This window comes from Mesocryomonas lacus, assembly GCF_055730105.2.
On sequence record NZ_JBUZWF020000001.1, the window covers coordinates 946,315 to 971,004 of the forward strand.

At 69.1% G+C, this 24,690-nt stretch carries 18 protein-coding genes; 15 read left to right on the top strand and 3 right to left on the bottom strand.

Annotated features, from left to right (window positions below):
• Positions 1-79: 79 nt before the first annotated feature.
• Positions 80-517 (bottom strand): alternative ribosome rescue aminoacyl-tRNA hydrolase ArfB, encoded by a 438-nt coding sequence (arfB, locus tag ACZLZQ_RS04370; RefSeq protein WP_472934355.1) that lies wholly within the window; start codon positions 515-517, stop codon positions 80-82.
• A gap of 183 nt (positions 518-700) precedes the next feature.
• Complete coding sequence (locus ACZLZQ_RS04375; RefSeq protein ID WP_472948306.1) at positions 701-2,311, bottom strand: phosphoenolpyruvate carboxykinase; 1,611 nt, start codon at positions 2,309-2,311, stop codon at positions 701-703.
• A 349-nt stretch (positions 2,312-2,660) separates the two neighbouring features.
• Here ACZLZQ_RS04375 and ACZLZQ_RS04380 point away from each other — a divergent pair, with 349 nt between their 5' ends.
• From ACZLZQ_RS04380 to ACZLZQ_RS04405, 6 genes are all read left to right on the top strand, one after another.
• Positions 2,661-3,140, top strand: a complete 480-nt coding sequence (locus ACZLZQ_RS04380; RefSeq protein WP_472934353.1) for a pyridoxamine 5'-phosphate oxidase family protein — start codon at positions 2,661-2,663, stop codon at positions 3,138-3,140.
• Between the two features lie 309 nt (positions 3,141-3,449).
• The gene (locus tag ACZLZQ_RS04385) at positions 3,450-4,148 is read left to right on the top strand and encodes a response regulator (RefSeq protein WP_472934352.1); all 699 of its coding nucleotides are present in this window, start codon (positions 3,450-3,452) and stop codon (positions 4,146-4,148) included.
• 239 nt (positions 4,149-4,387) lie between these two features.
• Positions 4,388-6,100, top strand: a complete 1,713-nt coding sequence (locus ACZLZQ_RS04390) for a sensor histidine kinase (RefSeq protein WP_472948448.1) — start codon at positions 4,388-4,390, stop codon at positions 6,098-6,100.
• Positions 6,097-6,567: an HPr kinase/phosphorylase gene (locus ACZLZQ_RS04395; RefSeq protein WP_472948307.1), complete on the top strand. Its 471-nt coding sequence runs from the start codon at positions 6,097-6,099 to the stop codon at positions 6,565-6,567. The genes ACZLZQ_RS04390 and ACZLZQ_RS04395 overlap by 4 nt, the downstream gene beginning before the upstream one ends.
• Before the next feature lie 388 nt (positions 6,568-6,955).
• The gene (locus ACZLZQ_RS04400) at positions 6,956-7,357 is read left to right on the top strand and encodes a PTS sugar transporter subunit IIA (protein ID WP_472934350.1); all 402 of its coding nucleotides are present in this window, start codon (positions 6,956-6,958) and stop codon (positions 7,355-7,357) included.
• Positions 7,358-7,365: 8 nt separating this feature from the next.
• Positions 7,366-7,695, top strand: coding sequence for an HPr family phosphocarrier protein (locus tag ACZLZQ_RS04405; RefSeq protein WP_472934349.1), 330 nt, complete (start codon positions 7,366-7,368; stop codon positions 7,693-7,695).
• 344 nt (positions 7,696-8,039) lie between these two features.
• Here the strand turns inward: ACZLZQ_RS04405 and ACZLZQ_RS04410 are convergent, their stop codons facing one another.
• On the bottom strand, positions 8,040-9,767 hold the full coding sequence (locus tag ACZLZQ_RS04410; RefSeq protein WP_472948308.1) for an aq_1923 C-terminal domain: 1,728 nt from the start codon (positions 9,765-9,767) through the stop codon (positions 8,040-8,042).
• Positions 9,768-10,014: 247 nt separating this feature from the next.
• Between ACZLZQ_RS04410 and ahcY the strand changes: the two genes are divergently transcribed.
• The 9 genes from ahcY to trxA all read left to right on the top strand — a co-directional run bounded on the left by ahcY (position 10,015) and on the right by trxA (position 24,397).
• A complete protein-coding gene (gene ahcY / locus ACZLZQ_RS04415; RefSeq protein ID WP_472934347.1) occupies positions 10,015-11,415 on the top strand; it encodes an adenosylhomocysteinase in 1,401 nt (466 codons plus the stop codon).
• Positions 11,416-11,643: 228 nt separating this feature from the next.
• Entirely contained in the window at positions 11,644-14,217 is a 2,574-nt protein-coding gene (locus ACZLZQ_RS04420; RefSeq protein WP_472948309.1) for a PAS domain-containing sensor histidine kinase, read from the top strand.
• The gene (gene tsaE / locus ACZLZQ_RS04425) at positions 14,214-15,740 is read left to right on the top strand and encodes a tRNA (adenosine(37)-N6)-threonylcarbamoyltransferase complex ATPase subunit type 1 TsaE (protein ID WP_472948310.1); all 1,527 of its coding nucleotides are present in this window, start codon (positions 14,214-14,216) and stop codon (positions 15,738-15,740) included. Before ACZLZQ_RS04420 ends, tsaE begins: the two co-directional genes overlap by 4 nt.
• Before the next feature lie 17 nt (positions 15,741-15,757).
• Positions 15,758-16,504 (top strand): nucleotidyltransferase family protein, encoded by a 747-nt coding sequence (locus ACZLZQ_RS04430; protein WP_472948311.1) that lies wholly within the window; start codon positions 15,758-15,760, stop codon positions 16,502-16,504.
• 96 nt (positions 16,505-16,600) lie between these two features.
• A complete protein-coding gene (locus ACZLZQ_RS04435) occupies positions 16,601-16,798 on the top strand; it encodes a hypothetical protein (protein WP_472948312.1) in 198 nt (65 codons plus the stop codon).
• The gene (locus ACZLZQ_RS04440; protein WP_472948313.1) at positions 16,791-17,081 is read left to right on the top strand and encodes a type II toxin-antitoxin system RelE/ParE family toxin; all 291 of its coding nucleotides are present in this window, start codon (positions 16,791-16,793) and stop codon (positions 17,079-17,081) included. Before ACZLZQ_RS04435 ends, ACZLZQ_RS04440 begins: the two co-directional genes overlap by 8 nt.
• 76 nt (positions 17,082-17,157) lie before the next feature.
• Positions 17,158-20,316, top strand: a complete 3,159-nt coding sequence (addB, locus tag ACZLZQ_RS04445) for a double-strand break repair protein AddB (protein ID WP_472948314.1) — start codon at positions 17,158-17,160, stop codon at positions 20,314-20,316.
• Positions 20,313-24,017 (top strand): double-strand break repair helicase AddA, encoded by a 3,705-nt coding sequence (addA, locus tag ACZLZQ_RS04450; RefSeq protein ID WP_472948315.1) that lies wholly within the window; start codon positions 20,313-20,315, stop codon positions 24,015-24,017. The genes addB and addA overlap by 4 nt, the downstream gene beginning before the upstream one ends.
• Positions 24,018-24,073: 56 nt before the next feature.
• Positions 24,074-24,397, top strand: a complete 324-nt coding sequence (gene trxA / locus ACZLZQ_RS04455) for a thioredoxin (RefSeq protein ID WP_472934341.1) — start codon at positions 24,074-24,076, stop codon at positions 24,395-24,397.
• Positions 24,398-24,690 lie beyond the last annotated feature (293 nt).

The window sequence follows — 24,690 nt, forward strand, 5'->3', positions numbered from 1 at the left end:
GCGTGCATTCGTTCGCGACGACAGACGACGGATTGGCGCGCGGTGGGCAAGGCGGATGGTTTTGGGGTCCGGAACGGCGTCAGTCGTCGACGCGGCCACGGCCCTTCTTGACGTCGGCGCGCACGCGCTTGCCGGTCAGCCGCCGCTCGACCGAGCCCTTCGACGGCCGCGTCTTCTTGCGCGGCGGCGGCGGCGGGACGAGCGCTTCCTGGATCAAGGCGATCAGCCGGTCGCGCGCGTCCTGGCGGTTGCGCTCCTGGGTGCGGTGGCGCGAGGCCTCGATCAGGATCTCGCCGGCCTTCGTCGTGCGGCTGCCGGCAAGCTTCATCAGCCGCACCGCCACCTCGTCGGACAGCACCCGGGCGCCGCGCGCGTCGAAGCGCAGCTGCACGGCGGTCGCGACCTTGTTGACGTTCTGCCCGCCGGGGCCGCTCGAGCGGATGAAGCTTTCCTCGAGAAAGGCGCCGGGGATCAGCAGCCGGGCATTGACGCGCAGCCCGTCCTCTTCCTCGCTCATCGCGTTCCTCCCTAAGCCCCCGTTGCGGCCCCGCCCGCTGTGGCTCCGCTGCACCCGCTCGCTCCATGTGCCCGCGGCGCCTGCGCCTGGCAAGCGCCGGGCCGGAAAACAAAAAGGCCCGCGACCGCCGCTCTCCCGAACGGTGATCGCGGGCCTGCCCTCCCAGAGCAGGGGGTGGCGCGCCTATTCGGCGGCGAGCGCCGAGATCGGCGAGGCCTCGAGCACGTCGCTGCCGACATGCGCCTCGAACTTCCCGAAATTGGCGCGGAACATCTCGACGAGCTTGGCGGCCTGCCGGTCGTAGGCGGCCTTGTCGGCCCAGGTCGAGCGCGGGTCGAGAATGCCGGCGTCGACGCCCTCGACGGCCACCGGCACCTGGAAGCCGAAGGAGGGGTCGGTACGGAACTCGGCATCCTTCAACGAGCCATCGAGCGCGGCGGCGAGCAGCGCCCGCGTCACCTTGATCGGCATGCGGTTGCCGGTGCCGTAGGCGCCGCCGGTCCAGCCGGTGTTCACGAGCCAGCAGTCGACGCCGTGCTTGCCGATGAGGTCGCGCAGGAGGTTGCCGTATTCCGACGGGTGGCGCGGCATGAACGGCGCGCCGAAGCAGGTCGAGAACGTCGCTTCCGGCTCGGTCACGCCCTTCTCGGTGCCCGCGACCTTCGCGGTATAGCCGGAGAGGAAGTGGTACATCGCCTCGGCCGAGGTCAGCTTGGCGATCGGCGGCAGCACGCCGAAGGCGTCCGCCGTCAGCATGATGATGTTCTTCGGATGGCCCGCCCGGCCGCTCTCGCTGGCGTTCGGGATGAAGTGCAGGGGATAGGCGGCGCGGGTGTTCTCGGTCAGCGACTTGTCGTCGAAGTCCGGGACCCGGTCGGCATCGAGCACGACGTTTTCGAGGACGGTGCCGAACTTGCGCGTCGTCGCAAAGATCTCCGGCTCCGCCTCGGCAGAGAGCTTGATCGTCTTGGCGTAGCAGCCGCCCTCGAAGTTGAAGACCCCGTGCTCGCCCCAGCCATGCTCGTCGTCGCCGATCAGCGTGCGCTTCGGGTCGGCCGAGAGCGTCGTCTTGCCGGTGCCGGACAGGCCGAAGAACACCGCGACGTCGTCGCCCTCGCCGGAATTGGCCGAGCAGTGCATGGGCATCACGCCCTTGGCGGGGAGGAGATAGTTGAGGACGGTGAACACCGACTTCTTCATCTCGCCGCCATAGGAGGTGCCGCCGATCAGGATGATCTTGCGGGTCAGGTCGCAGGCGATGATTGTCTCGGTCCGCGCGCCGTGCCGCTCGGGGTCGGCGCGGAAGGACGGCAGGTCGATGATCGTCAGCTCCGGATCGAAGCTCTGCAGCGCCTCGCGCGTCGGGCGGATCAGGAGGTTGCGGATGAACAAGGCGTGCCAGGCATATTCCGTCACGACGCGGGTCGAGATCGCATAGTCGGGATCGGCGCCGCCGACGAGGTCCTGCACGAAGAGGTCGCGGCCCTTGGCATGCGCCTTGAAGTCGTCGTAGAGGCGCTCGAAGGCCTCGGGCTCCATCGACTTGTTGTTATCCCACCAGATCACCGGATCGGTGTGTTCGTCGCGGACGACGAACTTGTCCTTGGCGGACCGGCCGGTGTGCTGGCCGGTGGTGACCACCAGCGCGCCATGGGCGGTGAACTCGCCTTCGCCGCGACGGATCGCGGTCTCGGTCAGCTCGACCTCCGTCAGATTCCACCGCACCGAGGCGAGGTCGGTCAGTCCCGTGGTGTCCAGCCCTTTGGCGCGGTTGCGCAGCCCGATCTCGTCCATGCCGTCACTCCTTCGTCTGCGCTCCCCGCCCCGGCAGGTCACGATCAAGTGCTCCAGTCAATACTGCGCTGCATCATGTTGAGCAAGCCGCCTTTCTCTGATTGTCCAATGAACTCAGAGTATTAATCGATTTAATGTTGGGCCGCCAAAATCTAATCGGTTCATTGACTGCCGCGCCGGCAATGTTCTCTTGCCTGACCGTCGAAGCTACGGAGTTGAGCGGTCGACGGCACCTTTTGCTCTTTCCGGCATTTGAGTGGGGAAGCGGCCCGGCAGGGAGGCTGCCCGCAAGGGCCAGCAGCCGGCCCGGACGCCGCCGGCATTTTTACCGAGTGGAAAAGGATCCGATATGACCACGAACACCACCGACGCTTTCTGGGACATGGTCGACGACTTCGATACCTGCATGGTCGTCACCCGCAATGGCGGCCAGCTCCGGGCGCGTCCGATGGCGCCGCGGGTCTCGCAAGAGCGCCGTGAGATCCTCTTCCTGACCGACCGCGAGTCGCACAAGGTCGAGGAAATCGAGGCCGACAACGGCGTGGCGCTGACCTTTTCGAAACACGGCAAGTATGTCTCGGTCTCCGGCACCGCGCGCATCTCCTCCGACCGCGCACTGGTGGAGAAGATCTGGGACTCCGAGGCCGAGGCCTGGATGCCGCAGGGCAAGGAGGATCCAAGCGTCGTCGTGCTGGTGATCGACCCCGACCAGGCCGAACTCTGGGACGTGAAGGCCAGCAAGGTCGAGCAGGCCTGGGAGTTCGCGAAGGCCTATCTCGGCTCGAAGGACCGGCCGGACACCACCGAGTACAAGAAGGTCGACCTCTAAACCCGTACCTGCGCGCCCGCGCACATTTTTTGCGGCGGCTCCCTGGAGCCGCCGTTTGTCGTTTTAAGCCGTGCTACTTCCCGCCAGAAAGCCGCTTTCGACGGCTGGAAGCCCCAGAAACTGGCAATTTCAGCCGGCCGCCACATTTAAGAGCGAATGATGTCGCGTGAAGGCAAGTCGGCCGCCGCGGCAACAGCCCCAGGGCTAGCGCGGGGTGACCAAGGTTTGTTTCCGCTGCGGCTTGGCCGCGCGCTTTTGCCGTCGCGGACCATCGGCCCGCCGGCACACGACGACGAGGAGAGTTTTTCGATGCCGACAATCGCTCTGGTGGACGACGACAGGAACATCCTGACGTCCGTGTCGATCGCCCTGGAGAACGAGGGATACCGCGTCGAGACCTATACCGACGGCGCCTCAGCGCTGGAGGGGCTGACCTCGCGCCCGCCCAACCTTGCGATCTTCGATATCAAGATGCCGCGCATGGATGGCATGGAGCTGCTCCGCAGACTGCGCATGAAGTCCGACCTGCCGGTGATCTTCCTGACCTCGAAGGACGAGGAGATCGACGAGTTGTTCGGGCTGAAAATGGGCGCCGACGACTACATCCGCAAACCCTTCTCCCAGCGCCTTCTGGTCGAGCGGGTGCGGGCGATCCTGCGCCGCGGCGTGGCGCGCGAGACCGCCAAGACCGGCCCGGTGCCGGAGGCCTCGCTGGAGCGCGGCCAGCTGGTCATGGACCAGGAGCGGCACACCTCGACCTGGATGGGCCAGCCGGTGACGCTGACCGTCACCGAGTTCCTCATCCTGCATTCGCTCGCCCAGCGCCCGGGCGTGGTCAAGAGCCGCGACGCGCTGATGGACGCGGCCTATGACGAGCAGGTCTATGTCGACGACCGCACCATCGACAGCCACATCAAGCGGCTGCGCAAGAAGTTCAAGGCGATCGACGACGACTTCGACATGATCGAAACGCTCTATGGTGTGGGCTACAGGTTCCGCGAGGTCTGATAGAGCTGGCGTCGGGAATCACCGTGACGGTGGCTTCCTGACGCAGGACCGGGGCACGGCGGCGCGGTCGGCGCGAATCGACCCGGTATGGCCCCGACGGCCCCGAACGGATGAGCTGAACTCGAATGGTCGCAGACGCTGAGGGCGATGGCGGGAGCAACAATGCCGGGCGGGACAACGCGGCGACGCGGCGGCGGCGGTTCGGCGCGCTCGGCCGCACGCGGCTTCGCCGGTTGCCGATGGTGCGGCGGGGCCTGACGCGGGCCCGCTGGCTGCTCGGCCACTCCATCTTCTCCTCGCTGACCCGGCGCATCGTCTTCCTCAACCTTGTCGCGCTGATCGTCCAGGTCTCAGGCATCCTCTACCTCAACCAGTTCCGCGCCGGGCTGATCGATGCCCGCGTCGAGAGCCTTTTGACGCAAGGCGAGATCATCGCCAGCGCCATTGCTTCTTCGGCGACGGTCGAGACCAATTCGATCACCCTCGACCCCGAAAAGCTCCTGGAACTGCAGGCCGGCTCCACCTTGCAGCCGGGGATGGATTCGGCCGACAGCCTGGACTTCCCGATCAACCCGGAGCGTGTCGCGCCGCTCCTGCGCCGGCTGATCTCGCCGACCCGGACGCGCGCCCGGCTCTACGACCGCGACGCCAACCTGATCCTCGATTCGCGCCACCTCTATTCCCGCGGCCAGATCCTGCGCTACGACCTGCCGCCCGTCGCCGACGAGGAGCCGAGCGTGCCCGAGCGAATGGTCAGCTGGCTGCAGGACCTCTTCCAGCGCAGCGACCTGCCGCTCTATTCCGAGACGCCCGGCGGTTCCGGTACGACCTATCCCGAGGTGATGAACGCCCTCACCGGTGGCCCTGCCACCGTTGTCAGGGTCACCGACAAGGGCGAGCTCATTGTCTCCGTCGCCGTTCCCATCCAGCGTTTCCGCGCGGTGCTCGGCGTGCTCCTGCTGTCGACGCAAGGCGGCGACATCGACAAGATCGTCCAGGCAGAGCGCATGGCGATCATCCGCGTCTTCGCCGTCGCCGCCCTCGTCACCGTGGTGCTGTCGATCCTCCTCGCCTCGACCATCGCGACGCCGCTCCGGCGCCTTGCCGCAGCGGCGCTCCGCGTCAAGCGCGGCGTCCAGTCGCGCGAGGAGATCCCGGACTTCGGCGACCGCGCCGACGAGGTCGGCAATCTCGCCAGCGCGCTGCGCGACATGACCAATGCGCTCTACAAGCGGATGGACGCGATCGAGAGCTTTGCCGCCGACGTCAGCCACGAGCTGAAGAACCCGCTGACCTCGCTCCGATCGGCGGTCGAGACCTTGCCGCTCGCCCGCAACGAGGTGTCGAAGCAGCGCCTGCTCGCGGTCATCGAGCACGACGTTCGCCGCCTCGACCGGCTGATCACCGACATTTCCGACGCATCCCGCCTCGATGCCGAGCTGGCGCGCGAGGTGGTCGGCCGGGTCGAGCTGTCGAGCCTCATCGGCTCGGTGGTCGACGGCGCCCGCGCCCACACCAAGGAGGGCTGGGACACCCAGATCATCCTCAAGGTGGCGCCGCCGGTGCAGGGACGCGGCTACGCCGTCGCCGGTCATGACCTGCGGCTCGGCCAGGTCTTCACCAACCTCATCGACAATGCCCGCTCCTTCGTGCCGCCGGAGGGGGGCCGTATCCTCGTCTCGATCGAACGGCGCGGCCTGCAGGTCGTCGTCACCATCGAGGACAACGGGCCGGGTATCCAGGCCGAGAAGATCGAGCGGATCTTCGAGCGCTTCTACACCGACCGTCCCTCAAGCGAGGCTTTCGGCCAGAATTCCGGGCTCGGCCTGTCGATCTCGCTGCAGATCGTCGAGGCGCATGGCGGCTCGCTCCAGGCGGAGAACATTCCCGACCCCCGCGCCGAAGGCCAGCTCCTCGGCGCCCGCTTTACCGTCCGGCTGCCGGCCGCGTGAGCCCGCCGGTCAACCTCCACGCCACCGTCGTCGCCATCTCGGGCCAAGGCATCTTGATCCGCGGCGCGGCGCGCAGCGGCAAGTCTTCGCTGGCGCTGTCGCTTCTGCGGCGGGCGGAACTCCTCGGGCGCGAGGCTGCCTTGGTCTCGGACGACCAGGTCTTCATCGAGACCGCCGACGGCGGGGTGGAAGCGGTCGCGCCACCGTCGATTCGCGGGCTGATCGAGATTTCCGGCATCGGCATCGTCGAGACCGCATCGATCGAGCGCGTCCGGCTCCACCTCGTCGTCGAGCTCGCGGCACCCGAGGCGATCGAGCGGATGCCGGAGACGAAGACCACCGAGATTGCCGGCATCGCCCTCTGGCGCATCACGCTACCGGCCCGGCAAGCCGCGCTCGGGGCAGACATCCTGCACAGCCTCCTCTGGTGCGCGGGTGGACAGCGCCAGAACAGCATTCCGGGTTAAGGATAGGGCGCTATTCTTCGAGATGCTTGGCCGACTTCCGGTGAATCTTGGGCAGCAAGGCCAGAACCGCCGTTTTTGAGACACAGTCCAGACTGGTTCATGGAGATGTGTGCCGTGCAGCATTGCGAGCCACCCCGTTCCTGGTGCATGGTCACTCGACGTTTTGGCCGGGTCCACGCCGTGTGGCCCGTCACGGAACCGATGCCGGATGGCATCGTCCGTGGATACCGTCGCAAGCAGTGCGGAGTGCGTCCCTTGTTCCCCTTCCCAACCGCGATGGCGCGATGCTGCCGAGTTTGACCTTGCGGGCCGGCACGGCCACAGGCTCCGGCGGTCGCCGCCGCTGTACCACGGAAGCGACCGGCCTGACCGGCGGAGTCGTACCGGCATGATCGGACTGGTACTCGTGACCCATGGGCAGCTCGCCCGGGAGTTCAAGCTGGCGGTCGAACACGTCGTCGGCCCGCAGGAGGCTTTCGAGACCATCTCGATCGGCCCCGAGGACGACATGGAGCAGCGGCGCAACGACATCGTCGAAGCCGTCGCCCGCGCCGACCGCGGCGCCGGCGTGATCATCGTCACCGACATGTTCGGCGGCACGCCCTCGAATCTTGCAATCTCGGTCATGGACGGCACGAATGTCGACGTCCTCGCCGGCATGAACCTGCCGATGCTGATCAAGCTCGCGAGCGTCCGGCAGGACCAGTCGATCACCGACGCCCTGCGCATCGCGCAGGAGGCCGGCCGGAAATACATCAACGTCGCCAGCCGCATTCTCAGCGGCAAATGAGGCCAGCCATGACGGGTGAGGACAATCGCGCGGTCGACAGCGAAGACGCAAACGCCCTTCTAAGCGAGCCGCTGCACCGCCAGCTCGCGATCGTCAACAAGCGCGGCCTGCACGCCAGGGCCTCGGCGCGCTTCGTGCAGCTCGCCGAAACTTTCGACGCCGAACTCAAGGTCAGCCGCGACGGCCTCAGCGTCGGTGGCCAGTCGATCATGGGCCTGATGATGCTCGCCGCCGGCCTCGGCTCGACCATCGAAGTTGAGGCCAGCGGCCGCGAGGCGGAAGCCGCCCTCAACGCCATCGCCCGCCTCGTCGCCGACAAGTTCGGCGAAGAGGCGTAGCGGCGGGACGCATCGCTCAAAGGTCGCCATCCCCTCTGGAAGCGCAGGAAGCCGAAACCCATGGGCGTCGGCCCCACGAAGGCTTAGCGATCGCCCGCTGCTAAGAGGCGCAAACCTACGGCGGTCGTCATCCTCGCGCATCGCGCGGGGACCCATGCCTCTCCGCATCCATAACCGCTACGGCTACAAACCGGCACCCGCCTCCTTAAACGAAACCGGCTCCGCCGCCTTGGCATGGGTCCCCGCGCTTGCGCGCGAGGATGACGAAACGTCAGCGCTTACGGCCTTCGGCTTGGCGACAGCGCGCGGCACTCAAGCCTTCTCAGCCTTGGAACCTGCGCCCCTTACTGCGCCGGCTTCGCCGTCCCGCCGGCGGCAAGGATCGCCTGCCACATCGTGTCGGCATCGCTGCGGGCGGCGGTGGGGGAGAACGCCAGGCGCTTGTCGCGCAGGCCGGTGAGGAGGTCGTTGCGGAGCGTCGTGGCGAGCCGGTCGCCGCCCGCCGCTGCCACGCTGGCGAAGGCGTAGGCGCGCGTCAGGTTGCGCGGCACACCGGCGCCCTCGTAGTAGTCGAAGGCGAGGTTGCGCAGCCCGCTCCAGTCGCGCGCCGCGATCACCGACTTCTCCTCCGTCACCTGGTCGGCGCCGGCGCCGGCCTGCCATTGCGACAGTGCCGCCTGCTCGCCGGCGGCGACCTGTTCCGGCGTCAGCCGGGCGCGGACGGCGCCGAGGATCGCGTCCGGCACGGCCTCGCCTTGCGCCTTGGCCAAGAGCAGCAGCACGTAGGACGAGGCGGCGCTGTCGGGCGTCACCGCAGAATCCGGGTCGAGCACGATGCCGCGCACGACGATGGCCGAGGCTTCCGGCTTGCCGGCCGCGATGTCGGACAGCGCCAGCGCGACGCCGCGGCGGACGTCCTGCGGAAGGCCGACGCCCTCGACCAGCCGCCGCGCCAGCGGCATGTCGGCAAGGCCGGCGGCGGTGCCGGCCGCCTGGCCCGATGCCGGATCGACCAGCGCCGTCCGCTCGCTAGCCGCGGCCGAAACCGACGGATTGAGGGCGAGGATCATCGGCTCGTCGAGCTGCACGCCGGGCTTGATCCGGCCGAGGTCGAAAGGCGTCTCCGGCTGGAAGCGGATCTCGATGTGCTCGGGCTTGGCGAGATAGGTCTGCAGCGCGCCGGACCAGCCGACCGCCCGCTCCATCAGTGCCGGGCTGGCACCGCCCGGCATGTCCTGGAACAGGCTGGAGATCATCGGCGTCAGCATGGTGGTGATCGCCCCTTGCAGCTGGCCGGCCGTGAGGTTCTGCGCCTCGGCGGCGATCCCGAAGCCGACGGCGGTGAGGCCGGCATCGTCGTAGCGCAGCGTCGCGCTGTGCAGCTTGCCGACGACCACCGGCGCATCGCTCGCCGGCACCGGCTCGGCGGGCATCTCGCCATCGGTGACCGGCGGCCCCTCAAGATCGGCGGCGACCTCGTCCAGCGGCACCAGCACGTGAAACCCCTCGACCTTGGCGGCAAGGCTCAAGGCGCCGATGTTGCGGAACGTCGCCTCGACGTCGACATCGTAGGTGGCGGAACCGACATCGGCATCGACGGACGCGACGATGTCGCCGCGGATGACCTCGGAATCCAGCTTCTTCAGCGTATCGCGGGCCTCGGCGTCCATCGGGATCGCGCGGGTGTCGACCGAGATGCCCTCGTAGAGCTGGTTCTCGGCGTTGATCCGGATCCGGTCGACGGCGACGTCGACGCCCGCCCGCCCGATCTTGAGGCCGGACACGACGAAGTCGCGGGTGACGGGATCGTAGCCGCGCGACTGGTAGGTGATCACCGCGGCGCTGCGGCCGAAAGTGACGACCACGTCGAAGATCATCGGGGCATAGGGCAGCAGCCATTGCGAGAAGCTGAGGTCCGGCGCGCCCGCCAGGCCGGCCAGCGGCGCCATCGCGCCGAGCGCCTCGGCACCCGCCCCTTGGGCACGCGCCGGCGCCTGCCCGACGACGAGCGCTGCAGCGCAGCAGCCGGAGAGCGCCAGATGGCGAAGGGCGCGATGGGTCGGACGGGACATTCGGGGATCTCCAGGCAGCGGTGACGGCGACGATAGCCGGTTTTTCCGGTGGCGTGAAAGGGATTGGTTCAGGATGTCATATAAAGAAATGCTTATATCCGCTTGTGTCGATCTGGGCCGGCTGGTACACCATGGCGGACGCCACGGCCCTCGACGGCCGCGCATTGGAGGCCCCGCGCCCCTCCCCGCATTCGCTGGACGCAGAGGGCCGAGGCCCTCCCTCATTCTCTTCAGGAAGGACTTTCCCATGGCATTCGCCCAGGACTACGTCATCAGGGATCCCGAGCTCGCCTCGTGGGGCCGCAAGGAAATCGAGATCGCCGAGACCGAGATGCCCGGCCTCATGTCCTGCCGCGAGGAATTCGGTTCGGACAAGCCGCTGACGGGTGCCCGCATCACCGGCTCGCTGCACATGACGATCCAGACCGCCGTGCTGATCGAGACGCTGCAGGCGCTCGGCGCCGAGGTCCGCTGGGCCTCCTGCAACATCTTCTCCACCCAGGACCACGCCGCCGCCGCGATCGCCGCGACCGGCACCCCGGTCTTCGCCGTCAAGGGCGAGAGCCTCACCGAATACTGGGACTACACCGACAGGATTTTCCAGTGGACCGATGGCGGTCTCACCAACATGATCCTCGACGATGGCGGCGACGCCACGATGTACATCCTCACCGGCGCCCGCGCCGAGGCCGGCGAGGACGTCCTGTCCAGCCCCGGCAATGAGGAAGAAGAGATCTTCGTCGCGCAGATCAAGAAGCGCATGGCGGCCAGCCCCGGCTTCTTCACCAAGCAGCGCGACGCCATCAAGGGCGTCACCGAGGAGACCACGACCGGCGTCAACCGGCTGTACCAGCTGCAGAAGAAGGGCCTGCTGCCGTTCCCGGCGATCAACGTCAACGACAGCGTCACCAAGTCGAAGTTCGACAACAAGTACGGCTGCAAGGAGAGCCTGGTCGACGGCATCCGCCGCGCCACCGACGTGATGATGGCCGGCAAGGTCGCGATCGTCTGCGGCTATGGCGACGTCGGCAAGGGCTCGGCCGCTTCGCTCCAGGGCGCCGGCGCCCGCGTCAAGGTGACCGAGGTCGATCCGATCTGCGCGCTGCAGGCGGCGATGGACGGCTTCGAGGTCGTCCGCCTCGAGGATGCGGCGCCGACCGCCGACATCATCATCACCACCACCGGCAACAAGGACGTGGTGACGCTCGCCACCATGCGCCTGATGAAGGACATGGTGATCCTCGGCAATATCGGCCATTTCGACAACGAGATCGAAGTCCTGTCGCTGCGCAACATGAAGTGGACGAACATCAAGCCGCAGGTGGACATGATCCACTTCCCCGACGGCAAGCGCATCCTGCTGCTCTCCGAGGGTCGCCTCTTGAACCTCGGCAATGCCACCGGCCACCCGTCCTTCGTGATGTCGGCCTCGTTCACCAACCAGACGCTGGCGCAGATCGAGCTGTTCACCAAGGGTGAGAAGTACGGCAACGAGGTCTACGTGCTGCCGAAGCACCTCGACGAGAAGGTCGCCCGCCTCCACCTCGCCAAGCTCGGCGCCAATCTCACCGAGCTCAGCGAAGAGCAGGCCGCCTATATCGGCGTGACGCCGCAAGGCCCGTTCAAGGCCGAGCACTACCGCTACTAGGACCCGGCAGAGACCATCAGGGTCTCTTCGGATTTCCCGATTCAGAAAGGCCGCCGGCGAGCAACCCTCCCGGCGGCCTTTCTTTTTGCGTGTCAGCGCCTTCGCATGCTTTGCCCGGATTCGCGTTGGGGTTAGGTTGCTCGAATCGCGCGGGACCGGAAGGGACGCCGTCCGCAGCGACGGGGCCACGGCCCCTCCCATTCCAATGCGACTGCGAAGGACGAGGGTATGCCTTCGATCATGCGATTGACCGGCTCGAGACATGCCGCGGACGCCGGACGACCGAAGCCCCGCACGGCCAGGGCTGCGGCCCGTTGGGCGCGGCTGCCGCTTTCCCGCGGCGGCTGCGGGCTCGGTGCTGCTATCGGCCTAGCGCTGACCGCGACCGCCGCCCGGGCGCAGAGCATGGAGGAGAGCCTCGGCATCGCGGTGGCGCCGAACGACATGCTCTACCTCGCGCTGTTCGCGCTCTCGGTCGGGGCCGCCATGCTGATCGCCGTCTGGCTGATCCGGCAGCGCTCGCTCGTCATCGCCGAGAACGGCACGCTCCGCGCCGCGCTGGCCGAACGAAGCTTCGAGGCCGACAAGCGGGCGGCATTGCTCGCCGGCGACGACCAGCGCGTCGTCATCTATGCCGGCAACGGCCAGCCCGAAGTCCTCGGCACTCTGCCCGCCGCCACCGGCGCCCCCGCCGACAACCGCCGCTTCCTCGCCTTCACCGACTGGCTGCCGCGCGAAACCGCAGTGCGGCTCGACGCGGCGATCGAGCGGCTGAAGGGCAAGGCGGAAGCCTTCAAGATGACGCTCGCCGACAGCGAGGGCCAGCCGGTCGAGGCGGTGGGCCGCACCCATGGCGCGCTCGCGGTCGTCCGCTTCACGCCGCTGTTCGGGGTGCGCGAGGAACTGACCCGGCTGCAGGTCGAGCATGCGCGGGTGATCGCCACCATCGAGACCATGCAGCGGCTCTGCGATGCCCTGGACATGCCGGTCTGGCTGCGCGACCGCGAGCGGCGGCTGGTCTGGGTGAACCGCGCCTATGCCGGCGCGGTCGATGCCACCGGCGTCGCCGACGCGGTGGACCGCCAGATCGAGTTCCTGACCGAGACCGACCGGGGCGCCATCGCCGCGGCGGTGGAGACCAAGGGCGTCTTTGCCGACCGCATCTCGACCGTCGTCGACGCCGACCGGCGCAATTTCAGCGTGGTGGATGCCGCGGGGCCGCTCGGCTCGGCGGGTGTCGCCACCGACATCTCCGAGACCGAGGCGGTCCGGATGGAATTGAAGCAGACGATCAAGAGCCATTCCGAGACGCTCGACCACCTGACGACGGCCGTCGCCCGCTTCGACGACAAGACGCAGCTGATCTACTACAACTCCGCCTTCCAGCGGCTGTTCGACCTTGCCGGCACCTATCTCGACACCGCGCCCGACCATGTCGCCATGATGGACCAACTGCGCTCGCGCGGCACGCTGCCGGAAGACCGGCCGCTGCGCGACGTCAAGGCCGAGATCATGGCCGCCTACCGCGCGACCGAGCCGACCGAGCTGCTCTGGCACCTCGCCGACGGCCGCACGCTGCGCATCTTCGCCAGCCCCCAGCCGCAAGGCGGCGCCACCTGGGTGTTCGAGGACCTCACCGAGAAGCTCGAGCTGGAGAGCCGCCTCAACGCGCTGGTCCGGCTGCAGGGCGAGACGCTCGACTTCCTCAACGAGGCGGTGGCGGTGTTCGGCCAGGACGGCAAGCTGCGTCTGTCGAACCCGGCCTTCGGCGAGCTCTGGGGCCTTTCCGACGAGTTCCTCTCCGCCAAGCCGCACATCAAGACGCTGTCGAAGACCACCTCGACGCCGATCCGCCGGGCCGAGGACGGCGAGGACGGCGTCGGCTGGCCGGAATTCTGCCAGGCGGTCACCGCCTTCGACGAGGGCGCGCGCACCGCGACCGCCGGCGAGTTCGTCTTCGCCGACGGCCGCGTCGCCAGCTACGGCATCGTGCCGCTGCCGAACGGCCAGACCATGCTGACCTTCGCCGACATCTCCGATGCCCGCCGGGCCGAGCTGATGCTGCGCGAGCGCAACGACGCGCTGGAGGTCGCCGACCGCATCAAGACCGACTTCGTCAAGCACGTGAACTACGAGCTGCGCTCGCCGCTGACCAACATCATCGGCTTCTCCGCGCTGCTGCGCTCGACCGAGACCGGCCCGCTGACGGCGCGCCAGAGCGAATATCTCGACTACATCTCGGTCTCGACGGCCTCGCTGATGACCATCGTCAACGACATCCTCGACCTCGCCTCGATCGACGCCGGGACGATGGACCTCGAGATGACCGACGTCGACATCGCCGAGACCGCAGAGAAGGCCGCCGAAGCGATCCGCGACCGGCTGAAGGAGAACGACATCAAGATCGCGGTGGACGTCGCCGGCGCCGGGGCGACGCTGCGCGCCGACGAGCACCGGGTCACCCAGATCCTGTTCAACCTCCTATCCAACGCCGCCAATTTCGCGCCGGCCGGCTCGACCATCGGCCTCAAGGCCGTGCGCGAGCCCGGCGCCGTCGCCTTCCTGGTGCGCGACGAGGGCCCGGGCATCGCCCCCGACCAGATCGCCCGAATCTTTGAGCGCTTCGAGTCCGACCCCGTCGGCGGCCGCAGCTCCGGCGCCGGCCTCGGCCTGTCGATCGTCAAGAGCTTCCTCGAGCTGCACAAGGGCTCGATCGATATCGAATCTTCTGAAAACGGCGGCACCACCGTCATCTGCCGCTTCCCCGTCGCCGACCGGGCCATCGATTTGGCGGCCGAATGATGGATGCTGCGACCGACACCCTCGTGACCCTGTCGCTGGCCGACGAGGCCGCCACGAAAAGGCTTGGCGAGGACCTGATCCTGGCGCTGCGCGCCGGCGACGTCGTGGCGCTGTCCGGCGATCTCGGCGCCGGCAAGTCGACGCTGGCCCGCGCGATGATCCGGACGCTCGCCGACGATCCGGACTTCGAGGTGCCTTCGCCCACCTACACGCTGGTGCAGGTCTACGAGACGGACCCGCCGATCGCCCATATCGATCTCTACCGTCTCGGCGACGGCTCGGAGCTCGCCGAGCTCGGCTTCGACGAGGCGGCCGAGGCCGGCATCGTGCTCTGCGAATGGCCTGAGCGCGCTCCCGAGGTCGGCGAGCGCGCGAGGCTGCAGGTGACGTTGGAAACCACGGGCGACGGTCGCACCGCGCAGGTTTCCGGCGCGCCCGCCACGATGGCGCGGGTCCGGCGCAGCCTGGCCTTGCGTGCCTTCCTCAATGCGCAGGTGCCGACAGCCGACAGCCGCCGCCGCTTCTTCGGCGACGCCTCGGCACGCCGCTACGAGACCGTGCAGCGGGCCGGCGCGACCGCCATCCTGATGGACGCGCCGCGCGTCAGCCAGGGGCTGCCGGTGCGGAACGGCCTGACCTATGCGCGGATCGCCCACATTTCCGAAGACGTCACGCCCTTCGTTGCCATCGCCCGCGCCTTGAAGGCGAACGGCTTCACCGCGCCTGAGGTTTTCGCCTGCGACCTCGATGCCGGCTTCGTGCTCCTGGAGCATCTCGGCGACGACACCCCGCTCGACGGCGAGGGCCGGCCGATCTCCGAGCGCTACGAGGCGACCGCGCTGACGCTGGCCGCCCTCCACGCCCGGACCTGGGATCCCGCCATGCCGGCGGCGGACGGCATCATCCACCACGTCCCCGATTTCGACCGCGGCGCGATGGCCATCGAGACCGAGTTGCTGCTCGACTGGTACGTGAAGCGCAGCCGCGGCACGCCGCCGACCGAGGCCGAGCGGGCCGACTACGTCGCGGTGTGGCGCGACCTCTTCGACCTCCTGCGCGACGCTGAGCCGAGCCTTCTCCTGCGCGACGTCCACTCGCCCAACATCATCTGGCGCGGCGACCGGATCGGTACCGACCGGATCGGCCTCATCGACTTCCAGGACGCGATGATCGGCCCCGCCGCCTACGACCTCGCCTCGCTGGCGCAGGATGCGCGCGTCGACATCGCACCGGAACTCGAAATGCGGCTGACGGCGGCCTATGTCGCGGCGCGTAAGGCGCAAGGACCGTTCGACCAGGAAGGCTTCGAGCGCGCCTATGCGATCATGGCGGCGCAGCGGGCGTCCAAAATTCTCGGCATTTTCGTGCGTCTCGACGAACGCGACGGAAAACCGCAATATCTGCGTCACATACCGCGGCTTAAGACCTATCTAGACAGGACGCTCGGGCATCCCTCGCTCGCCGCGCTCCGCCATCTCTACCAGGAATGGGGCATCGTCGGCCGTCCGCCGGGGTCCCGCTGACCGACAAAGGCCAGACCATGACGCCACGCGAAAAATTCCGCCCGAAGACCGCCATGGTGCTCGCCGCCGGCCTCGGCAAACGCATGCGGCCGATCACCTCGACCATTCCGAAGCCGCTGGTCGAGATCCGCGGCCGGGCGCTGATCGACTACGGCCTCGATGCGCTCGCGCGCAACGGCGTCGAGAAGGTGATCGTCAACGTCCACTACCTCGCCGACCTCATGCGCGCGCATCTGCGCCGCCGCAAGGACATGGAGATCGTCATCTCCGACGAGACCGACACGCTGCTGGAATCGGGCGGCGGCATCGTGCGCGCTTTGCCGCTGATCGGCGAGGACCCGTTCTTCGTGGTCAATTCCGACACGTTCTGGATCGACGGCTACCGCGACAATCTCGATCTGATGACCGACCTCTGGGACCCCGCCCGCATGGACGTGTCGCTCCTCATCGCCGACATGCGCCAGGCCACCGGCTACGACGGCAAGGGCGACTTCACCATGGACGTCGAGGGACGCCTCGCCCGCGTTGGCGAGCGCGACATGTCGCCCTTCATCTATGCCGGCGCGGCGATCCTGAAGCCCTCGTCCTTTGCTGGGATGAGGGAGGAGAAGTTCTCGCTCAACCGGATCTTCGACCAGGCGATCGAGGCCGACCGCCTGTTCGGCACCCGCCTCGACGGCCTCTGGCTGACCGTCGGCACCCCCGGCGCCATCGCCGAGGCCGAGGCGACCTTCACCGCCAGTGCCAGCGCCAGCGCGGCTTAGGCGGCGCGCTGTGCGAACGGGCGCGGCTTAGCTGGCTGTACGAGAGAGGCTTGGTGACGGCTTGATCGACCAAGGCCCCTCATGACACTCTGGCGCATGATCAGGACGCCATCGACGGCCGAGGCCGCAGCAATCTCCTCCGACGCGGCTCCCGCCACGCCCAAAGCCTCGGAAGAGGTCTTGGCATGGCAGGCGGAGAAGATCCGCGCCGGGCTGAAGGCCGCGGACGAGGGTCGCTTTGTGACGCCCGAGGCGGTCGCGGCCGTGGTGCAAAAATACAGCCGGAATGCATGAGCTGATCTGGACGGAGGATGCCCTCCAGGATCTCGACGACATCGGCGCCTTCATCGCTCAAGATAATCCCCGCGCCGCCGCAAACCTTGTGACGCGCATCGCCAGAAGCATCGCGTCCTTGGCCACACATCCGCAGTTGGGGCGGATCGGACGCGATCCCAGCACCCGCGAGCTTGTCGTGCCCGGGACGGCGTACATTGCGGCATACCGCTTGCGACAGCGGATCGAGGTCCTGGCGATCTTCCATGCCGCGCGCCGATGGCCGGATCGCTTCGAGGGTTAGACCGGACTGCTGCCGATCGGCGAAGGGCACGGTGCCCCCTGCTGCGAATCGCACGGCAAGGCTGTAGGCTCAGGCCATGTCAGCCAATCTCCTGTCGATCGCCCCGGGCCTGCCCTTCCTGAAGACGCTGGCGGAGGCGGTGCTGGATGGGCGCGTGCTCCGCGGCGCGGCGCCGCCGGACGATCCGCTGGCGCTGGCCGGCATCACCATCTACGTGCCGACGCGCCGCGCCGCGCGCACGCTCGCCACTGAATTCGTGCGCGCGCTCGGCGGCCGCGCGGCGATCCTGCCGGCGATCCGGCTGATCGGCGAGGAAGGTCCGGGCGCGCTGTTCGAGACCCCGGAGGCGGCGGGCCTTCTGCCCACCATCGGCGCCCTGGAGCGGCGCATGCTCGTCGCGCGCTTCGTCCGGCAGTGGAAGGCGAGCCTCAATGCCGACGCGCTGCAGGTGCTCGAAGGCGAGGACGTGGTGCTGCCGGCCTCGGCCTCGGATGCGCTCTGGCTCGCCGCCGATCTCTGCAGCCTGCTCGACGAGGCCGAGAACGAGAGCACCAGCCTTGCCGGGCTTTCGGCGCTCGCCCCGGACCGGCTGGCGCACTGGTGGCAGCTGACGCTGACCTTCCTCAACATCCTCACCGAGCATTGGCCGGAGATTCTGCGCCAGCGCGGCGTCGTCGACGAGGCCGGCGCGCGCAACGACTGGCTGCGGCGCGAGGCCGAGCGGCTCGCCCGCGAGGGCTCCGCCGGCCCGGTGATCCTCGCCGGCTCGACCGCCGCCGCGCCCGCAACCATCGCCCTGATGCGCGCCATCGCCAACCTGTCGAACGGCGCCGTGGTCCTGCCCGGCCTCGACCGGCACCTGGAGGACCGCGGCTTCGACGCGATCCGGCTCGGCGCCGCGCCCGGCACGTCGGGCACCGCACCCGGCCATCCGCAATACGGCCTGAAGCGCATCCTGACCGGGCTCCTGGTGCCACGCGAGGCGGTCGACCACATCGCCCCCGCCGACGGCGACACGCTGGCGCTGCGCGAGGCCTTCGTCTCCGACGCGCTGCGCCCTGCCGAGACCACGGACCTCTGGTCGGTGATGGAAGCCGCAGACCTCTTTAGCGATAGTGGCCTCCGCCACCCCCCCGCAGCCCTCGACGGCATCGCGCTGGTCGAGGCGGTCGACGAGCGCGAGGAGGCGCTGGCGATCGCCTGCGCCATGCGCGACGCTCTGTCGGCGGAGAACAGCACCGTCGCGCTGACGACGCCCGACCGGAGCCTTGCCCGCCGCGTCGTCGCCGAGCTCCGCCGCTTCGGCATCGAGGCCAATGATTCCGCCGGCCGCCCGCTCGGCGCGACGCCGCCGGGCACGCTGCTCTCGCTGGCCGTCGCGGTCGCGCTGCAGCCGGGCGATCCGATCGCCCTCGTCGGCCTCCTGAAGCACCCGCTGCTGCGGCTCGGGCAGAAGCCGGGTGCCGCCCGGCGTGCCGCCCGCGCGATCGAGCTGATCGCGCTCCGCGGCACCGTCGGCTTCGCCGATGCCGCCACCATGGCAAAACTGTTCACCGATGCCCGCACGGCGATCGAGACCGAAAACGCCCGCGTCGCGCGGCCCGTACGGTTGGTGCCGGACGAGGACCGGGACCTCGCCGAGGCCGTCGCGCTCCGGCTCGAGGCGGCGCTGAAACCGCTCACCGACCTGCGCGGCAAGGCGCCGGCCGAGATCGGCGTCTTCGCGCGGGCGCTCACCGAGGCCCTGGAGGCACTCGCCGCCGATCCCGAGGGGAATGCGTCCGAGCTCTACCGCGAGGAGGCGGGCGCCAGCCTCGTCGCCTTCCTGTCGGGCCTCGTCGCGTGCCCCGCCACCGGCTTCGACTTCGCGCCCTCGGAACTGCCGGACGTGATGGCGGCGCTGATGGCGGGCGAATCGGTGCGGCCGCGCGGCGGCCTGTCGGCCCGCGCCTTCGTCTGGGGCACGCTGGAGGCGCGGCTGCAGCATGTCGACACCATGGTGCTCGGCGGCCTCAACGAGGGCACCTGGCCGTCGCGCGCGACGTCCGACGCCTTTCTCTCACGCCTGATGCGGGCGGAGATCGCGCTCGACCCGCCGGAGCGGCGGATCGGCCTTGCCGCGCACGACTTCACCATGGCGATGGGCGCGCGGCGCGTGGTGCTGACCCGCGCGCAGCGGGCCGGCGGCGCGCCCGCCATCGCCTCGCGCTGGGTGCAGCGCCTCCTGACGCTGGCGGGCCCGGACGGCGCAGCCCGGCTGCGCGCCGAGGGCACGGCCTATCTCCAGCACGCCCGCCGCCTCGACGGCGTCACCGAGGTGGAACGGGTGCAGCGCCCCGAGCCGAAGCCGCCGCTCGCCGCCCGGCCGCGCCGCTACTCGATCACCGAGGTCGAGACGCTGATCCGCGACCCCTATGCGATCCACGCCCGCAAGATCCTGCGGCTGGAGCCGATGCCCGAGCTGATGCGCGATCCCGGCGCGGCCGACCGCGGCAATCTCTACCACGCGATCCTCGCCGAGTTCGTCTTCCGGCAGATCGACCCCGCCGACCCGGAGGCCGAAGCCCGGCTGATCGAGATCGCCGAGGAAAAATTCCTGGCCGAATCGCTGCCACCCGAGACCGAGGCGATCTGGTGGCCGCGCATGCTGGCGCTGGCTGCGAACTATATCGTCTGGGAACGGGGCCGCGCGCCGCGCGTCGTGCGGCGGTTCGAGGAAGCGCGCGGGCGGGTGACCTTCGAGGACATCGACACCACGCTGTCGGGCTTTGCCGACCGGATCGACGTGATGGAGGACGGCTCGATCGAGATCATCGACTTCAAGACCGGCACCAGCCCCTCGGTGAAGCAAGCGCGCACGCTGCTCGCGCCGCAGCTGCCGCTGGAGGGCGCAATGGCGCGGCTCGGCGCCTTCGAGGCGACGCAAGGCCCGGTGACATCGGTCTCCGACCTCCTCTATGTCCGCCTGCGCGAGCGCGAGCTCTACCAGGAGACGCTCCGCCACACCGACCGCGCCACCGGCACCGAGACCACCGGCGACAGCCTGTCGGACGAGGCGCTGCTGCGCTTCCGCGGGCTGGTCGCCGCCTATCAGGATCCGGGTCGCGGCTTCGTCTCGCGGCCGCGGCCCTTCCTCGCCGGCGATTTCTCCGGCCCCTACGACCATCTCGCCCGCGCGCGCGAATGGTCGATCGGCGCCGACGGCGGCACCGAGCTTGCAGAGGATGCCGAATGACCGCCTTCCAGGTCTCGCCGCGCACCGAGGAGGCGCAGCGCCACGCCTCCGATCCCGTTAGCTCGGTCTTCGTCGCCGCCAATGCCGGCTCCGGCAAGACGCATGTGCTGACCGAGCGGGTCGTCCGGCTGCTGCTGGCCAAGGCGCCGCCGTCGAAGATCCTGTGCCTGACCTACACCAAGGCGGCGGCCGCCGAGATGTCGAACCGCGTCTTCCAGCGCCTGTCCGGCTGGGCAACGGCGCCGCGCGATGCGCTCGCCCGCGAGCTGACGCGCCTCGTCGGCCGCCCGCCCTCGGACGACGAAATCGCCGACGCGCGAAAACTTTTCGCCGAGGCGTTGGAGACGCCGGGCGGGCTGAAGATCCAGACCATCCACGCCTTCTGCGAGGCGATCCTGCACCAGTTTCCGCTGGAGGCGAACGTCCCCGGCCATTTCGAGGTGATGGACGGGCCGACGAGCGCGCTGCTGCTCGCAGAGGCGCGCCGGCTCCTGATCACCGGCGCCGGAGATCACACCGCAGAGGAGCGCCGACGCCTCGGCGAGGCTTTCGCGACCGCGCTGTCGGTCGGCGGCGAGTTCGGGCTGGACCAGCTGATCTCGGAGATCGTCTCGAAGCGCGACGGCATCCGCCGGCACATCACCGAGGCTGGCGGCGTCGATGCGGCGATCGACCGGCTCTATGCCGCCCTTGGCACCCGGCGCGACGAGAATGCCGACAGCCTCCTCGCCGCCGCCGGAGACGCGCCGGGCTTCGACCCGTCTTTTCGCGAGGAGCTGTCGGCGCTGGCGATGGCGAGCAGCAAGGCGACCGACCAGAAGCTCGTCCAGAAGCTCACCGATCTCGAGGCCGCCGAGACGCCGGTGGCGCATCTCGCCGCGCTGAAGGCGCTCTGCCTGAAGAAGGACGGCGACCCGCTGAAGCCCTCGAGCGTCGCCACCAAGACGGTGACGGACAAGATCCCGGATTTCGCCGAGCGCCTGGCGCTCCTCGTCGAGCACATCCTCGACCTCGACGACCGGCTGACCACGCTGCGGCTGGCCGAGGCGAGCGCCGCCGCGCTCACCATCGCCGACCGGCTGGAGGCGGACTATGCGAGCCTCAAGCGCCGGCGTGGCCGGCTCGACTTCGAGGACCTCATCGTGCGCACCGCCGACCTCCTGTCGCGCTCGGAAGCCTCGGACTGGGTGCATTTCAAGCTTGACCAGGGCATCGACCACGTGCTGATCGACGAGGCGCAGGACACCAGCCCGCGGCAATGGCAGGTGATGCGCTCGCTGGTCGAGGAGTTCTTCACCGGCCCCTCCGCCCGCAACGTGCTGCGAACGGTCTTTGCGGTCGGCGACGAGAAGCAGTCGATCTACTCCTTCCAGGGCGCTTCGCCGGCGATGTTCGCCGAGGAGCGGCGGCGGCTCGGCGCGCGGGCGCTGGCGGCGCAGCAGGCCTTCGCCGAGGTGCAGCTGCACCAGTCCTTCCGCTCGGCCGCAGCGGTTCTGGCTGCCGTCGACCGGGTCTTCGCCGACCCCGCCAACCGCGTTGGCCTCTCCTCCGGCGACGAGGCGCCGGTGCATGCCTCGGCGCGCGGCGAGGAGCCGGGCCTCGTCGAGGTCTGGCCGGTGGTGCAGGCCGAGCCGAGCCCGGAGCCGGACGACTGGCTGCGGGCCGTCGACGTGCAGCCGCAATCCTCGCCGTCGAACCGCCTCGCCCGCCGCATCGCCGCAACGATTGCCGACTGGCTGGGCGACCCCGTCACGGTGAAGGGCGTCACCCGGCCGATCGGGGCCGGCGACGTGCTGGTGCTGGTGCGCAAGCGCTCGGGCTTCGTCGAGGCGATGGGCAAGGCGCTGAGGGACGCCGGCATTCCCGTCGCCGGCGCCGACCGGCTGGTGATCACCGACCACATCGCCATCCAGGACCTGATGGCGCTCGGGCGCACCGTCGCCAATGCCGAGGACGAGCTGTCGCTCGCCGCCGTCCTGAAGAGCCCGCTTTTCGGCTTTTCCGACGACGAGCTGATGGGGCTGGCCCTGTCGCGCGACTCGGCCGAGCCGCTCTATCTCGGCCTTCGCCGTCTCGCCGGGCCGGACGGCCTTGCCCGCGTGCCCGACGTCATCGCCGACGCCGAGACCGAGGCCTTCCTCGCCAAGGCGCGTGCCGCCTTCACCCGGCTGGAGACGCTGCGCGACCGCGCCGGCTTCGAGAGCGTCTTCGCCTTCTACGCCCGCCTGCTCGGCCCCGAGGGCGGGCGGGCGCAGCTCACCGCCCGGCTCGGGCGCGATGCCGGCGAGGTGATCGACGCCTTCCTCGACCTCGCGCTCGCCGAGGAGGAGGCCGGCCAGCCCGGCCTCGACGCCTTCCTCGCCGATCTCGCGGCCTCGCCGCCAGAGATCAAGCGCGAGATGGAGCATGGCAAGAGCGAGGTGCGGATCATGACCACGCACGCCTCCAAGGGGCTTGAGGCGCCCGTGGTCTTCCTCGTGGATCCTGGCTCGGCGCCGTTCAGCCACGCGCACGGCGCCCGGCTGATCGCCTGGCCGGACATGCCCGGCCTCTTCCCCGGACAGGCGCCGGGTTTTCTCTGGCGCGCCGACAAGTCGCTCGAGAACGGCCACGTGCTGGCGCTGAAGGAAGAGGAGAAGCGGCTGGCCGGCGAGGAATACCGGCGCCTCCTCTATGTCGGCCTGACCCGCGCCGCCGACCGCTTGGTCGTCTGCGGCACCGCCGGCACCCGCGGCCCGCATGAGGAGAGCTGGCTGCAGCGCGTCGAGGCGGCATTGCGGCCGGGGTCGGAAGAGATCCGCGATGCCGGCGGCACGGTCACCGCCTGGCGCCATGGCGGGATCGCGCCGGGCGGCAAGCGCGCGGCTGATATCGCCGAGGCCTTGGCGCCGCGGCCGATCGACCTCTCGCCGCTGCCGCCGGAGGCGCTGGCGCCGCGCCCGCTCTCGCCCTCCTCCGCCGGCGAGGCGCACCGGCTGGAGACCGACGACACCCCTGCCTTGGCGCCTGCTACCGGCTACGTCTCGCCGGTCCTGTCGGGCGGCGCGCTGCCGTCCTTCGCCATTCGTCGCGGCCTCGTCATCCACCGTCTGCTGCAGGTCCTCCCGGATCTGCCGAGCGGCGACCACGCCGCGGCCGCGCACCGTTACCTCGTCCAGGCCGCCCCGGACTTCTCCCCGCGCGAGCGCGATGCGATCGTCCTGTCGGTGCTCGCCGTCCTCATGGATCCGGCCTTCGCGCCGCTCTTCGCCGCGGGCAGCCGCGCCGAGGTCGCGGTCTCCGGCACGCTGGTGCTCGGCGTGCCCGGTGAGCTTAGCTCGCCCGGTGAGCTCCGCTCGCCCAGCGCGCCCGGCTCACTCAAAGAGCCCGGCTCACCCCGTCAACGCCGCTATGCCGTCACCGGCACGATCGACCGGCTGGCGGTCGCGGACGGTGTCGTCCACATCGTCGACTACAAGACCAACCGCCCGCCGCCGGCCTCCCTCGCCGAGGTGCCGCCGGCCTATATACTGCAGCTCGCGCTCTACCGCAGCCTGCTCGCGCCGCTCTATCCCGGCGCCGAGATCCGCGCCGGCCTCCTGTTCACCGAGGCCCCCGTTCTCATCGACGTTCCCGCGCAAGCGATGGCGGCGGCGATGCAGCGCCGCACCGCCGTCGCGGGAACGGGAACGGACCGTCAAGCATTGCCCGACGTCGCTTGATTTACCCGATCCGGCCCCATAGCTATCAGTTCTGACACCACCGTGAGGAGCCTTTCATGGCCACCAAGAAGATCGACAGCAGCAACTTCAAGTCCGACGTCCTGGAGGCCTCGCGCCCAGTGGTCGTCGACTTCTGGGCCGAGTGGTGCGGCCCCTGCAAGATGATCGGCCCGAGCCTCGAGGAAATCTCGGATGAGCTCGATTCGGTTGACATCGTGAAGCTGAACATCGACGAGAACCCGGACATTGCCGCCCAGTTCGGCGTCCGCTCGATCCCGACGCTGATGCTCTTCAAGAACGGCGAGCCCGCTTCTGTCCAGGTCGGCGCCGCCGCCAAGTCGAAGCTCCTCGACTGGATCAAAACCGCCTCCGCGGCCTGATCCGCGCACACTGTTTCACGTGAATCAAACCCGGGTGATGAGCCCGGGTTTTTTGTTGCGCAGATGGTGCGTGCCCGTTTGCCACAGCACGCTGGTATGGTTTGCAGGCGCTGCCCTCGAAGGTCGTCATCCTCGGCCGCAGGCCGGGGACCCATGCCTTCCGCGGTGTTGCCGCAGGGCGGTTCAGGTTGGGAATGTCGAACGAATCGCGTTCTTAAAGCGCGTCGACATGGGTCCCCGGGGCTCGCGCCCCGAGGATGACGAACCTGCGAGGTTTCCGCCCGTAACAGCAC

Coding starts and splice junctions, on each gene's coding strand:
- ACZLZQ_RS04375 (WP_472948306.1), bottom strand. CDS start 2,311: ATGGACGAGATCGGGCTGCGCAACCGCGCCAAAGGGCTGGACACCACG.
- addB (WP_472948314.1), top strand. CDS start 17,158: ATGTCAGCCAATCTCCTGTCGATCGCCCCGGGCCTGCCCTTCCTGAAG.
- ACZLZQ_RS04400 (WP_472934350.1), top strand. CDS start 6,956: ATGATCGGACTGGTACTCGTGACCCATGGGCAGCTCGCCCGGGAGTTC.
- ACZLZQ_RS04380 (WP_472934353.1), top strand. CDS start 2,661: ATGACCACGAACACCACCGACGCTTTCTGGGACATGGTCGACGACTTC.
- ACZLZQ_RS04430 (WP_472948311.1), top strand. CDS start 15,758: ATGACGCCACGCGAAAAATTCCGCCCGAAGACCGCCATGGTGCTCGCC.
- ACZLZQ_RS04405 (WP_472934349.1), top strand. CDS start 7,366: ATGACGGGTGAGGACAATCGCGCGGTCGACAGCGAAGACGCAAACGCC.
- ahcY (WP_472934347.1), top strand. CDS start 10,015: ATGGCATTCGCCCAGGACTACGTCATCAGGGATCCCGAGCTCGCCTCG.
- addA (WP_472948315.1), top strand. CDS start 20,313: ATGACCGCCTTCCAGGTCTCGCCGCGCACCGAGGAGGCGCAGCGCCAC.
- ACZLZQ_RS04435 (WP_472948312.1), top strand. CDS start 16,601: ATGATCAGGACGCCATCGACGGCCGAGGCCGCAGCAATCTCCTCCGAC.
- ACZLZQ_RS04390 (WP_472948448.1), top strand. CDS start 4,388: ATGGTGCGGCGGGGCCTGACGCGGGCCCGCTGGCTGCTCGGCCACTCC.
- trxA (WP_472934341.1), top strand. CDS start 24,074: ATGGCCACCAAGAAGATCGACAGCAGCAACTTCAAGTCCGACGTCCTG.
- tsaE (WP_472948310.1), top strand. CDS start 14,214: ATGATGGATGCTGCGACCGACACCCTCGTGACCCTGTCGCTGGCCGAC.
- arfB (WP_472934355.1), bottom strand. CDS start 517: ATGAGCGAGGAAGAGGACGGGCTGCGCGTCAATGCCCGGCTGCTGATC.
- ACZLZQ_RS04410 (WP_472948308.1), bottom strand. CDS start 9,767: ATGTCCCGTCCGACCCATCGCGCCCTTCGCCATCTGGCGCTCTCCGGC.
- ACZLZQ_RS04420 (WP_472948309.1), top strand. CDS start 11,644: ATGCCTTCGATCATGCGATTGACCGGCTCGAGACATGCCGCGGACGCC.
- ACZLZQ_RS04385 (WP_472934352.1), top strand. CDS start 3,450: ATGCCGACAATCGCTCTGGTGGACGACGACAGGAACATCCTGACGTCC.
- ACZLZQ_RS04440 (WP_472948313.1), top strand. CDS start 16,791: ATGCATGAGCTGATCTGGACGGAGGATGCCCTCCAGGATCTCGACGAC.